This is a genomic window from Curvibacter sp. GW821-FHT09D12, from assembly GCF_059416245.1.
In genome coordinates, this window is sequence record NZ_JBWKOU010000013.1 from 21,295 (window position 1) to 33,984 (window position 12,690).

At 69.1% G+C, this 12,690-nt stretch carries 12 protein-coding genes; 7 read left to right on the top strand and 5 right to left on the bottom strand.

The features are described from left to right. Window positions 1-41: 41 nt before the first annotated feature. Together AC07PT_RS19760 and AC07PT_RS19765 are read left to right on the top strand one after the other, a co-directional pair. Window positions 42-602 (top strand): FecR family protein, encoded by a 561-nt coding sequence (locus AC07PT_RS19760; protein ID WP_492350341.1) that lies wholly within the window; start codon window positions 42-44, stop codon window positions 600-602. Then, window positions 599-1,222 carry an OmpA family protein gene (locus AC07PT_RS19765; protein ID WP_492350342.1) on the top strand — a complete coding sequence of 208 codons (624 nt, stop codon included), beginning with the start codon at window positions 599-601 and terminating at the stop codon, window positions 1,220-1,222. Before AC07PT_RS19760 ends, AC07PT_RS19765 begins: the two co-directional genes overlap by 4 nt. Window positions 1,223-1,234: 12 nt before the next feature. Here the strand turns inward: AC07PT_RS19765 and AC07PT_RS19770 are convergent, their stop codons facing one another. From AC07PT_RS19770 to AC07PT_RS19780, 3 genes are read right to left on the bottom strand one after another with little or no spacing between them, the layout of a single operon-like run. Continuing rightward, window positions 1,235-2,092 (bottom strand): amidohydrolase family protein, encoded by an 858-nt coding sequence (locus AC07PT_RS19770; RefSeq protein ID WP_494657805.1) that lies wholly within the window; start codon window positions 2,090-2,092, stop codon window positions 1,235-1,237. A 5-nt stretch (window positions 2,093-2,097) separates the two neighbouring features. Then, on the bottom strand, window positions 2,098-3,102 hold the full coding sequence (locus tag AC07PT_RS19775) for a tripartite tricarboxylate transporter substrate binding protein (RefSeq protein WP_494657806.1): 1,005 nt from the start codon (window positions 3,100-3,102) through the stop codon (window positions 2,098-2,100). 32 nt (window positions 3,103-3,134) lie between these two features. Beyond that, the gene (locus tag AC07PT_RS19780) at window positions 3,135-3,905 is read right to left on the bottom strand and encodes a GntR family transcriptional regulator (protein WP_494657807.1); all 771 of its coding nucleotides are present in this window, start codon (window positions 3,903-3,905) and stop codon (window positions 3,135-3,137) included. A 158-nt stretch (window positions 3,906-4,063) separates the two neighbouring features. Between AC07PT_RS19780 and AC07PT_RS19785 the strand changes: the two genes are divergently transcribed. From AC07PT_RS19785 to AC07PT_RS19800, 4 genes are all read left to right on the top strand, one after another. Further along, window positions 4,064-5,458 (top strand): CoA transferase, encoded by a 1,395-nt coding sequence (locus tag AC07PT_RS19785; RefSeq protein WP_494657808.1) that lies wholly within the window; start codon window positions 4,064-4,066, stop codon window positions 5,456-5,458. A 23-nt stretch (window positions 5,459-5,481) separates the two neighbouring features. After that, window positions 5,482-6,717 carry a citrate synthase gene (locus tag AC07PT_RS19790; RefSeq protein WP_494657809.1) on the top strand — a complete coding sequence of 412 codons (1,236 nt, stop codon included), beginning with the start codon at window positions 5,482-5,484 and terminating at the stop codon, window positions 6,715-6,717. 379 nt (window positions 6,718-7,096) lie between these two features. Continuing rightward, entirely contained in the window at window positions 7,097-7,465 is a 369-nt protein-coding gene (locus AC07PT_RS19795; protein WP_494657810.1) for a hypothetical protein, read from the top strand. Between the two features lie 10 nt (window positions 7,466-7,475). Then, window positions 7,476-8,051: a hypothetical protein gene (locus tag AC07PT_RS19800; RefSeq protein WP_494657811.1), complete on the top strand. Its 576-nt coding sequence runs from the start codon at window positions 7,476-7,478 to the stop codon at window positions 8,049-8,051. An 8-nt stretch (window positions 8,052-8,059) separates the two neighbouring features. Here the strand turns inward: AC07PT_RS19800 and AC07PT_RS19805 are convergent, their stop codons facing one another. Continuing rightward, window positions 8,060-8,824 (bottom strand): SDR family NAD(P)-dependent oxidoreductase, encoded by a 765-nt coding sequence (locus tag AC07PT_RS19805; protein ID WP_494657812.1) that lies wholly within the window; start codon window positions 8,822-8,824, stop codon window positions 8,060-8,062. After that, entirely contained in the window at window positions 8,821-10,236 is a 1,416-nt protein-coding gene (gene dbpA / locus AC07PT_RS19810; protein WP_494657813.1) for an ATP-dependent RNA helicase DbpA, read from the bottom strand. The genes AC07PT_RS19805 and dbpA overlap by 4 nt, the downstream gene beginning before the upstream one ends. A 929-nt stretch (window positions 10,237-11,165) precedes the next feature. Between dbpA and AC07PT_RS19815 the strand changes: the two genes are divergently transcribed. After that, window positions 11,166-12,662, top strand: coding sequence for an AMP nucleosidase (locus AC07PT_RS19815; RefSeq protein ID WP_492350171.1), 1,497 nt, complete (start codon window positions 11,166-11,168; stop codon window positions 12,660-12,662). Window positions 12,663-12,690 lie beyond the last annotated feature (28 nt).

Consider the following 12,690-nt stretch of genomic DNA (forward strand, 5'->3'; position numbering starts at 1 on the left):
TGTGCCATTGCATGCACGGGCCTTTCTCAACGATTGAATCGATGACCAAGCCCCTCCACTCCCACGCCAGACCCCGATGGTCCGCCTTGTCGCCTTTATGGCCTGCGCTGCTGCCTTTGGCGCTGCTGATGGGCCAGGCCCGGGCACAAAACACCCCGGCGCCCGCGAGCACGACCACGCCAGCCACCAGCGCGACCGCGGCCACCGCGGCGCGCGAGCGCGCAGCCACCGTCAAGCTGGTCAATGGCCAGGTACTGGCCCGAGGCCCGCAAGGTGAACGCCCACTGAACTCGGGCGACGAAGTGGCGGCCAGCGAGCGGGTGCAGACCGGCAAGGGGGCCTCGGTCAGCCTGGTGCTGCGCGACGGCAGCACCTTGATGCTGGGCCCCGACAGTGCCCTGGACCTGAAAGAGTTCCGCTTCAACTCAACCACCAACGAAGGCAACATGGTGCTTTCGGTGGTCAAAGGCACACTGCGCATGATCACCGGCCTGATTGGCAAGACCCGCCCTGAGTCGGTGCGCATCACCACGCCGACCTCCACCATTGGCGTGCTGGGCACCGACTTCATTGTCGAAGTGAGCGAGGAGGTACAGCCATGATCGCCCGTCGCCTTGCCCTGTGCTCGCTGCTGGCCTTGACCGCGCTGGCCGGTTGCTCTACGCCGCCGCCCCCCAAGCCCCTGGTGCCACGCGTGCAGGTGGTGCTGCTGCCCCAAGAGGATGGCCGCCCCACTGGGGTGGTCGTGCAATCGGGCAACGCCAGCCAGACGCTGGTCGAGCCCTTCCAGCGCGCCAGCAGCCGGGCCAACCAGGCCCCGGTGGTCGACCGGGCCGACCCCGAACAGGTGCGCCAGACCTATGACCCCTTGTTCAAGATCGCGCCCCCGAAGCCCGTGCGCTACGTGCTGTTCTTCCAGCCTGGCGGCACGCGACTGACGGGCGAATCGCAAGCCGAGTTGCCACGCATCCAGGCCGAAACGGCCCGCTTCCCCGGGGTTGAGATCCTGGTGGTGGGTCACACCGACACCAAGGGCAACGGCGACGGCAACGACGCCCTGTCGCTGCGCCGCGCCCAGCAGGTGCGCGAACTGCTGGTGCAGCAAGGCCTGCCCGCCAACCGCATCGAAGCCGTGGGCCGCGGCGAGCGCGAGCTGGCCGTGCAGACCGGCGACGAAATGGACGAGCCACGCAACCGCCGGGTGGAGATTCAGCTGCGCTGATGCCCGGGGGCCTCAGGCGTACAGCCGGGGCCCAGCCTCACGCACGGCCTGGGCCATGACCGGCCCCACGGACTGCAGCACTGGCTGCCACACGCTGTCGTAGGCCGGCAAGGCCTCCGGCGCGAATGAGGTGTGCGGCCAGTCAGACCCCCAGACCAGGCGGGGCGCCTGGCCCGGCCCGGCATGGCGTGCCGCCAGTTTGACCACCCGCTGGATCGACGCCGACAGTGCGGCATAAGGGGCTTGCGCCCCCAAGCGGTACCAGCCGGACAACTTGACCCAGGCCCCCAGGGTCAGCAGAAGCGCCAGCGTCTGCCATGCAGGATCATCGTCCGGCAGACCTGCCTGCAGGCCGGCCAGGTGATCGAGCACGCAAGGCAGCCCGGTGCGCTTGTGCCAGGCCAGGATGGCGGGCAGATCGCTCGCCCGCGCATACCACTGCACGTGCCAGCCCAGGGCGCTCAGCCGGGGCGCCAGGGCGACCAGATCGTCCGCCCCGTTGCCCACCGGCGACACCAGATTGAAGCGCACGCCACGCACACCCAGTTGCTGCATCTGCGCCAGTTCGGCGTCGGTGACCGAGGCGTCGACCACCACCACGCCCCGGTGCCGGCCCGGCTCGTGGGCCAGGGCCTGCAGCAGCACCTGGTTGTCGCAGGCATACACGCTGGGCTGTACCAGCACCAGGTGCCCCACGCCGTGGGCCTGGGCCAGGGCTTCGATGTCTGACAAGGGCCGATGCACGGGCTGGTAATGCCCGGCGGCCACCGGCACCTCGGCATCGAACACATGGACATGGCAATCCCAGCCCGGGGCGGGCAAGCCTGCGGGCGGCGCTTGTGCCGTGGGCGGGGCAATGACCAGACTCATCGTGCTCACCCCACCGAGATCTTGCGCTCGCGCACCACCTGGGCCCACAACGCCTGCTGTTCACGGATGAAGCGGCCGGCGCTGGCCTGAGAGGCATCGGCAAACACGTCGCCGCCCAGCTGGCGCACGCGGCCCAGCACCTCGGGATCGGCCAGGGCGCGTCGGATGCCGGCCACCAGGGCCAGGCGCGTGGGTTCGGGCAGGCCGGCGGGGGCCAGCACCGGGTTCCACTCCAGCACCTCGTAGCCGGCCACGCCGGCCTGCTCCATGGTGGGGACCTCGGGCAAAGACCGCGTGCGCACACGGCTGGTCACAGCCAGGGCGCGCAGCTTGCCGGCCTGGATGTGGCCCAGCGACGAAGCCACATTGGCAAAGAACAGCGGCACCTGCCCGCCCATCACATCGTTCAGGGCCGGGCCACCGCCCCGGTAGGGCACATGCGCCAGCTGCACCCCGGCACGGGCCTCGAACAAGGCGCCGGCCAGGTGCTGGGCCGAGCCGTTGCCCGAAGACGCATAGGCCAGTTCACCGGGTTTGGCCCGGGCCAGGCGCAGCACATCGCGCACCGACTGGGCCTCGAAGCCCGGCGTGCACACCAGCACATTGGGGAAGGTGGCCAGCACCGCCAGCGGCGTGAAGGCCTTGGCGCTGTCGTAGGGCAAGCGCGGATACAGCGAAGGGTTGACGGCAAAGGACGAGGCATCGAGCAGCAGGGTGCTGCCGTCGGGCGTGGCGCGCGCCACCTGGCTGGCCGCCAACTGGCCGCTGGCCCCGGGCTTGTTGTCGACCACCACGGTCTGGCCCAGCGCCTCGGCCAGGCGCGGCGCCACGATGCGCGCCATCAGATCGGCGCCGCCACCGGCCGGGTAGGACACCACCAGGGTGATGTTGCGGCCGCCGGCAATGGTTTGACCCGCTTGTGCGCCCAGCCAGGGGGCGGCCAGCGTGGCAGCAGCGCCCAGACACAGGCGTCGGCGGGGTTGATCGATGCGGGAAATGGCTTTGTTCATGGTCTTGTCTCCTGGGTGAATGCGGGGCTGGCTCAGGTCAGGGTCACGGTGTAGTGAAAGGCATGGGCATCGCCGCGGGTGGTGCGCCACTCGACGCAGCGGCCGCTGAGGTCGTAGGCCTGGCGGGTCACGACCGCCGCAGGGTGGCCCGCGGGCAAGGCCAGCAGGCGCGCCTGGGCAGCAGCCAGCAGGCCGAAGCCGATGTCGTCCACGGCGCGCTGCACATGCACGCCGCACACCCGGGCGTACATGGGGTAGAGCAAAGCGTCCCAGTCGGCGCTGTCACCCAGGGCCAGGGGGGCAAACAGGTCCATGGGCAGCCACAGGTCTTCCAGCAGGCAGGGCTGGGCGTCGATCAGGCGCAGGCGTTGCAGGCGCAGCACCGGCTCGCCCGGAGCCAGCCCCAGGGCCCGCGCGGCCGCTGCCGAGGCCGCCACCCGCTGACGCGACACGATGCGCGAGGCCGGCACCACGCCCGCGTGCTCACCAAAGCGGAAGAAGCGCAGCATCGAGGCCCCCGCAATGCCCTGGCGCACAAAAGTGCCTTTGCCATGCACGCGCTCGATCAGGCCCTGCTCGGCCAGCAGCTCCAGGGCCCGGCGCAGGGTCCCCAGAGCCACGCCATGTTCTGCCGCCAGCAGTTGCTCGGCCGGCAAGGCACTGCCTGGCGGCCACTCACCCGCCACCACGCGGCTGCGCAGGGCTGCGGCCAGGGCGCCATAGCGACTCTGCCCCGGCACCGGCGCCGTGGCGGCGTTGGCCACGCCCCCCTGGGGCACCACTGTCAAGTGCTGTTTGTTCAATTCGGCCTCCAACTCATCTAGAGGACCAGAAGTCTAACCGAGTTTAAAAAATGGCCTCTTGCGGGTTTCGCTCATCTGTTGAGGATTGCCATCAATCTGTTCAAACCCGCCGGACTCGGGCTCAATGGCCAGTCATCGCCCCTCTGCTGAACCCCCTCATGGAACACCACGCCGACACCTTCTTTCTGCAACAGATCTGGCAGGCGGTCGAAGGCGACCCCGCGGCCCTAGCGCACGTCCGCTTCCAGGGCCAGGGCGCCCTGGCCTCGGTCTTCGAGGTCACGCCCTTGGCGGCAGCCTCGATGGCGGCGGCCGGCCTGGCCGCGGCCACCCTCGAACAGGCCTTGCACGGGCTGGACCTCACGCCGACCGTGACGGTGGACCGGCGCCTGGCCTCGATGTGGTTTGCACTGTCGGTGCGCCCCCAGGGCTGGGCCCTGCCCCCGGCCTGGGACGCCGTGGCCGGCGACTACCGCTGCGCCGACGGCTGGATCAGGCTGCACACCAATGCGCCGGCGCACCGGGCCGCAGCCTTGTCCGTGCTGGGCGTCCCCGCCGAACGCGCCGCCGTGGCCGCAGCCGTGCGGGCCTGGCCCGCCGAAGCGCTGGAAAGCGCCGTGGTGGCGCAAGGCGGCTGCGCCGCCGCCCTGCGCAGCGCCCGCCAGTGGCAGGCCCACCCGCAGGGGCAGGCCGTGCAGAGCACGCCGTTGCTGGAGCGGCAGGCCGGCCTGCCTGCGGCCACCCCGGGCTGGCAGCCGGTGCGCAGCCGCCCCTTGCAAGGCCTGCGGGTGCTCGATTTGACCCGCATCCTGGCCGGGCCGGTGGCCACCCGGCTGCTGGCGGCCCTGGGCGCCGAGGTGCTGCGCATCGACCCGCCCGGCTGGGACGAGCCCTCGCTGGCCCCCGAGGTAACGCTGGGCAAGCGCTGCGCCCGGCTGGACCTGAAAAGCCCTGACGGCCTGGCCCGATTCCACGACCTGTTGAGGGGGGCCGATGTGTTGGTGCATGGCTACCGCAGCGATGCGCTGGAGGCCCTGGGGCTGGGGGCGGCACAGCGCCAGGCCTGCCGCCCCGGACTGGTCGACGTCTCGCTCGATGCCTATGGCTTCACCGGGCCCTGGGCCCGCCGGCGCGGCTTTGACAGCCTGGTGCAGATGAGCATCGGGGTGGCCGACGCGGGACGCCCCACGCGCGACGACGACACGCCGCCGGTGCCGCTGCCGGTGCAGGCCCTGGACCATGCCACCGGCTACCTGCTGGCCTGCGCCGCCTTGCGCGGCCTCACCCGGCGCCTGCAGCAGGGCCAGGGCAGCCAATGGTGGGCCAGCCTGGCGCGCACCGGACAATTGCTGCAGGAGCGCCCCAGCGCAAACCCGGCCGCGGCCCTGGCCCCCGAAACCGAAGCCGACCTCCTGCCCACGCCCGAGGCCACCGCCTGGGGCCCGGCCCGCCGCCTGCGGCCGGCCCTGAGCATCGACGGACTGACCTTGCAACAGGCCCTGCCCGCGGGCCCCCTGGGCAGTTCGCCCGCCCGCTGGCACGATGGCGGCTGACACCATCGACACATGAGGAGCCCATGGGCTGGATCACCGCCGAACAGGCCCTGCACGTGCTGCAGGTGCGTCCGCAAACCCTGTATGCCCAGGTCAGCCGCCACGCCATCCGCAGCCGCCCCGACCCGGCCGACCCGCGGCGCAGCCTGTACCACGCGCAGGACGTGCAACAGCAGGCGGCCCGACGGGCAGGACGCCGCCGCGACCAGGCGATTGCCGCCGCCACCATCCGCTGGGGCGACCCGGTGCTGGACACCCGCTTGTCCACCGTGAACCAGGGGCGGCTTTGCTTTCGGGGGCGCGATGCGGTGGCGTGGTCAAAAAGCGCCACGCTCGAAGAGGTGGCCGAGCTGCTGTGGCAGGCCCGCCCGGCGTGGCCCCTGGCCAACGCCCCCCACCGCCCCAGCCCGGCGGCGCCCGCCCTGACCCGGGCCCTGCAGGCCTTGGCCGAACGCGCAGCCCACGACCCGGCCACCCTGGGCGCCCAAGCCGACAGCCTGGCGCCCCAGGCCGCCTCGGTGCTGATGACGGTGGCCGCAGCCCTGATCGACGATGCGCCGGCCCAAGCCCAGGGTTGCCCCCTGCATCAACGCCTGGCCCAGCAATGGGGCTGCCCCCAGGCGGCCGAGCTCATCCGTCAGGCCCTGGTGCTGCTGGCCGACCACGAGCTGAATGCCTCCACCTTTGCCACCCGGGTCACCGCCTCGACCGGGGCGGCACTGAGCGCCTGCGTGCTGAGTGGCCTGGCCACCCTGTCGGGCCCGCTGCATGGCGGCGCCGTGGCGCAGGTGCAGGCCCTGGTGGACACCACCCTGGCGCAAGGGGCCGAGGCGGCTCTGGCGCCCGCGCTGCAAAGCGGCCGCCTGTACCCGGCCTTCGGCCACCCGCTGTACCCTGACGGCGATGTACGTGCCCAGACCTTGCTGGTGAGCCTGATGGCCTCAGGCGGGCGGCTGCCACCGGGCTTTGCCGAGTTGCAGACCCTGGCCCTGCAACGCGCCGGCGAACACCCCACGGTCGACTTCGCCCTGGCCGCCCTGGCCCGGCAACACGGCTGGCCGGCCGACGGCCCCTTCACCGTGTTTGCGCTGAGCCGTTGCGTGGGCTGGCTGGCGCACGCCATCGAACAAGTGCAGCAGGGCGCGCTGATCCGCCCCCGGGCCCACTATGTGGGGCCGGCCCTGGCCAAGCTGCCCGAAACGTCAGCGCCTGACGACACCCGGCCAAGGCCGCGGCCGCCGAACCGCTGGCACCCTTGAAACAGGCCGGTGCCTTCGGGTACTCACCTTGCCAACACCACGGGACGAGAGGCACATGTTTTGCCCAAAAAAACGCGTCTCGAACGATCACCTCTCGCAAGTCCAAATGCGCCGACGGGCATGTGGTGGTGCGCCGCCAAGCCATTCAAGCCCATATTCGGTAGCGTCCGAAAGACACCGAAGCAGCGACAGAAATCATGGAGGTTGATGCATGTTGAGTGGCAGAGAGTGGGCGAATCGTTTCCCAACCAGCAAAAGCACCCAGGATCTTGGCCCAGGATTCAGACCACGGATCGAGAGGTTCATTGCCTCTCTCGAAGACGGTGGTGCACGTGTTCGAATCAACGCCACCACTCGCCCCCCGGAGCGGGCGTACCTGATGCACTATGCTTGGCGCATCGCGAGGGAGAATCTGTCTCCAGACAAGGTGCCGGACATGCCAGGTGTCGATATTCAGTGGCGCCATACGCAACCTGACGGCGATATTGACACGCTCAAGTCACGGATGGCAGCAGAACAGATGGTGCAGGCGTTTGAGATCGTCTTCAAGCCTGCACTGACCTCCAAACACACGGATGGCAAGGCCATCGACATGACGGTCACGGGCTATCTCAAAAAGTCCTTTGTCAATGCAAACCAGCAATCCGTGGAACTCAAATCGCACTCCGACCTCCACCGGCTGGGCGCCAGCTTTGGCGTTCACAAACTGATTTCCGACCCACCGCATTGGTCTGATGACGGGCGATAGGTATCCCGCCGTGGCAAGCAAAATGCAGAGCCCGCGCACCCTGATGGCGATAGCCCTGTGCTGCCTGATTCAACACGCCACGGCGCAGGCGCAGCGGTCCCAGATCGGGCTGCTCGATGCGCGCAGGCCGGAGGCAGCCGTCGCCATCCCCCCGGGCGGCGTGCCCCTCGACCCGGAACGACGGTTTGCCTTCCTGGCACTTGATTTCACTGGGGCGCCTGCCCAGCTCGCTTGCTGCGTACAACTCGCTGAATCGACGGACAGCGACTGGATGCAGCAAGACCAGGTGCTGCCTGGACAGCGAGCCCGCTTCACGCCCGCCCCACCCGACAGGGGATTCGCGGGCTTGCTGCTGCCTGTCGGCACGGTCATCGCCCGACAACGCGGGTCGACGCTGTGGCTCCGCTGGGCAGATGGAGGCCGCCCGGTGCAGGTCCGGTATTGCACCAGCGCAGAGGGCTTGCACGTCACATGGCAGGAAGAAGGTCGTCACCCAGGGCGCGGGGCCGTGCGCGCCTACTACCTCTATCTCGGCATGGAATTGGTCCCCAATTGCCCCCGGGGGCGCAGCAAGCCCCCCGCCTGAACCAGCCCCTACCAGGGCACCGTGCTGCCGTCATAGGCCCGAAAGCCGCCGTTGTCGGCCGGCCCCAGCGCCGCCAGGGTGTCCAGCATCTCGGCGGCGGCCAGCTCGGGCGGGCGCACGCGCAGGCCCTGCTTGGCAAAGGGCTGCGACAGGCCCGTGTCCACTGTGCCGGGGTGCAAGGCCACGCACACGGCCTCGCGGTTGTGGCGTCGCAGCTCGATGGCGGCGGTGCGCATCAGTTGGTTGAGGGCCGCCTTCGAGGCCCGGTAGCCGTACCAGCCGCCCAGGGCGTTGTCTTCGATGCTGCCCACGCGGGCCGACAGAAAAGCCGCCAGCACCGGGCCGCTGCGCGCCAGCAGCGGAAAGAAATGCTTGATCAGCAGGGCCGGGCCGATGGCATTGACCGCAAAGGCCTGCTGCAGGTAGGCCGCGTCGAGCTGGCGCCAACTGCGCTCGGGCCCGGCGCCCTGCTGGTGCAGAAACCCGCTGGCCACCACCAGGGTGCGCAGGCTCTGGCCCTGCTCGGCGCACTGGGCAGCCAGGGTGTGGGCCGCGGCCGCGAGGCTGGCCTCGTCCTGCAGGTCGATCAGCAGATCGTCTGCAGGGGCCCCATCGCCGCTGGAGCGGCGCACCGACACCCTGACGCCGGCCTGCGGATGGCGCACGCGCAGGCCCGCAGCCAGGGCCGCGCCCACGCCGCCTTGCCCACCCACCACCAGGGCAACAGCGCCCGGCAGGCCCAGCGCAGGCAAGGTGGGGGCGGGAGGGCTCAAGCCTCGTCGCCTTCGACCAGGCGCACCTTCACCACCTTGCCCTTGATGCGGCCGGCCGAAAGACGGCGCACCGCCTCGCGCGCAATGGCGGTATCGACCGCCACATAGGTGCTGAACTCGTTGACGTTGATCTTGCCGATCTGCTCATTGGCAAAGCCGGCCTCGCCGGTCATGGCGCCCAGCACGTCGCCCGCGCGGATCTTCTCCTTGCGCCCGCCCACGATCTGCAGGGTGGCCATGGGGGCCTTGAGCGGGCCCTTGCCGGTGGGGGTCAGGCTGTCCAGCGGCTGCCATTCGGATTCGCGGCCCTGCATCTGCTCGATGCGGCCGACATAGCCCATCTCGTCCATGCTGACCAGCGTGAGGGCCAGGCCCTCGGCGCCGGCACGCCCGGTGCGGCCGATGCGGTGCACATGCACCTCGGGATCGGGGCTGACATCGACATTGATCACGGCCTGCAGGTTGGCCACATCCAGGCCGCGGGCCGCCACGTCGGTGGCCACCAGCACCGAGCAACTGCGGTTGGCAAACTGGATCATCACCTGGTCGCGCTCACGTTGCTCCAACTCGCCATACAGGGCCAGGGCGCTGAAGCCCTGGCTTTGCAGCAGGCTGACCAGGTTGCGGCACTGCTGCTTGGTGTTGCAGAAGGCCAAGGTGGATTCAGGGCGAAAGTGGTTCAGCAGTTGGGCCACGGCCGGCAGGCGCTGGGCATTGGTGGCCTCGAAGTACAGCTGGCGGATGGTGTTGCTGTCGTGCTGGGCCTGCACCTTGACCTGTTTGGGGGCTCGCATGAATTGCGCGGCCAACTGGTCGATGCCCTCTGGATAAGTGGCCGAGAACAGCAGGGTCTGGCGCTGCGGCGGGCAGCGACGCACCACCGAGGCGATGTCTTCGAAAAAGCCCATGTCGAGCATGCGGTCGGCTTCGTCGAGCACCAGGGTGTTGACGCTGTTGAGCAGCAGGCTGCCCCGGTCCAGGTGGTCCATGATGCGGCCGGGCGTACCGACCACCACATGGGCGCCGTGCTGCAGGCTGAGCGTCTGGCCGCGCAAGGCCACGCCACCGCACAGGGTGACCACCTTGATGTTGTCGACCGAGCGCGCCAGGCGCCGGATCTCCTGCGTGACCTGGTCGGCCAGTTCGCGCGTGGGGCACAGCACCAGGGCCTGCACGTCAAGCCGGCCGGCGTCGAGCTTCTGCACCAGGGGCAGACCGAAGGCGGCCGTCTTGCCGCTGCCCGTGCTGGCCTGGGCGATCAGGTCGTGGCCAGCCAGGGTCAGGGGCAGGCTGGCGGCCTGGATGGGCGTCATGGCGGTGTAGCCGAGCTGCACCAGATTCTGCAGGGCGGCGGAGGGGAGGCCCAGGGCCTCGAAGCCCTGGGTGACCGGGGCGGAGTTCGAACTGTTCATTGGGGGATTATCCTGGCTATGGGGTTGGGGGGGGTGATTTGGCGGTCATTGCGCCCTGGCTGGGGGCTCGAATGGGGCTTGTGCTTTGTTGCACTCAACATGAGGTGGGTCTGCCGCTGCGCTCTGTTCGTTCAGCGCTTCGTTGAAGGGCGGAGGCCGGGATTGCGCCCCGGCGGGCGCCTCACTTTTTTTGCTTCGCCAAAAAAAGTAAGCAAAAAAAGGCGACCCGAAGTCAGGGCCACTTCGTGGTTCCCTGCGCTGCTCGCGCCAGGGGGGTCCCCGCTAAACTCGCTGCGCTCAAACAGACGCGGGGCCTGATCCCCCTGGCACTGCGCTGCTCGGCCCTGCCCCACGGGGCAAGCGGGATCGGGTGCGGGCGAGCTTGCGAAGGCACTGGCGAAATCAGCGAACCTTGTGCATCCAGCAGCGCTGGCGTTTAGCTGTTTGATCTGTTGGGCAGAGCATTGACGCCTCACCGCGCTGCTACGCAGCCGCGCCCTCCGATTGAAACAAACAGGCGTCGCTGCGCAGCAGCAGCCGTCGGTTCCCGATCCCACCCTCCCGTCGGGCACGGCGAGCAGCGCAGACTTGGGCGGAAAAAGGGCTCGCGTCTGTTTGAGCGCAGCGAGTTTAGCGAGACCCCGCCCAAGTTGAGCAGCGCAGCGAACCCTGCGCAGCAGGGCGTGCACGTCGGGTCGCCTTTCTTTGCTTACTTTCTTTGGCGAGACAAAGAAAGTGAGGCGCCCGCCGGGGCGCAATCCCGGCCTCCGCCCTACAACAAAGAGCAGAACTACCAGAGCGCAGCGGCACAACAGGCCCTCCAAGGAGTGGACCAACCAAAGTGCAACCACAGCCGCCGCCCTCAAACAGGGTGCAGAACGACCAGCGCGAAGCAGCGACACCCAACCCAACACCGGCACAATGCACTCATGCCGTATTTACCTCCCTTCATCGCCCCGACCCGCCATCTCAGCGCCGAATCGGCGTTGCAACAGGTGCATACCATCTACGACCAGCAGATCGCCCACCTGCGCGACAGCATGCAGCGCTTCGTGCAGGGCGAAACCCTGCCGGGCCATGTGCGGGCCTGCTACCCCTTTGTGCGCATCCACACCGAAACCGTGTCGCGCAGCATGCAGAACCCCGAGATTGCCCACCTGGCCTATGGCTTTGTGGCCGGCCCTGGTCACTTTGAAACCACCCTGACCCGGCCCGACCTTTACCACGAGTACTACCTGGAGCAGTTCACCCTGCTGCTGCAGAACCACGGCGTCGAGCTGGAGGTGGGCACCAGCAACCAGCCCATCCCGGTGCACTTCTCGTTCAGCGAGCATGACCACGTCGAGGGCCAGATGAGCGCCGAGCGCCGCCAGTTGATGCGCGACGTGTTCGACCTGCCCGATCTGGCCGCCATGGACGACGGCATTGCCAACGGCACCTGGACACCCAAGCCCGGCGAGGCCCTGCCCCTGTCGCTGTTCACCGCGCCGCGGGTGGATTACTCGCTGCACCGGCTGCGCCACTACACCGGTACCTCGCCACGCGCGTTCCAGAACTTCGTGCTGTTCACCAACTACCAGTTCTACATCGACGAGTTCGTTCGCCTGGGCCACGAAGAGATGAAGAACCCCGGCAGCGAGTACATCGCCTTCATCGAACCCGGCAACGTGGTGACACGCCGGGTGGGCCTGGGGGCTGAACCCGGCGACGAGCTGGGGGCGCCGCCGCCGCGCCTGCCGCAGATGCCGGCCTACCACCTGGTGCGGGCCGACCACAGCGGCATCACCATGGTCAACATCGGCGTGGGCCCGGCCAATGCCAAGAACATCACCGACCACATCGCCGTGCTGCGCCCGCACGCCTGGATCATGCTGGGCCACTGCGCCGGACTGCGCAACAGCCAGCAACTGGGCGACTACGTGCTGGCGCACGGCTACGTGCGCGAGGACCACGTGCTGGACGAAGAACTGCCGCTGTGGGTGCCGATCCCGGCCTTGGCCGAAATCCAGCTGGCGCTGGAGGCCGCGGTCAGCGACGTCACCCAGGTGGCCGGCCCCGACCTGAAGCGCTTCATGCGCACCGGCACCGTGGCCAGCACCGATAACCGCAACTGGGAGCTGCTGCCCGACAACCAGCCGCAGCGCCGCTTCAGCCAGAGCCGCGCCGTGGCGCTGGACATGGAAAGCGCCACCATCGCGGCCAATGGCTTCCGTTTTCGCGTGCCCTACGGCACCTTGCTGTGCGTGAGCGACAAGCCGCTGCACGGCGAGATCAAGTTGCCAGGCATGGCCAACCACTTCTACCGCGAGCGGGTGGACCAGCACCTGCGCATCGGCATCCGCGCCCTGGAGATCCTGCGCGCCGAAGGCATGGCGCGCCTGCACAGCCGCAAACTGCGCAGTTTTGCCGAGGTGGCGTTCCAGTGATGAGGCTGCCCGCTGGGGCCCTGCGACC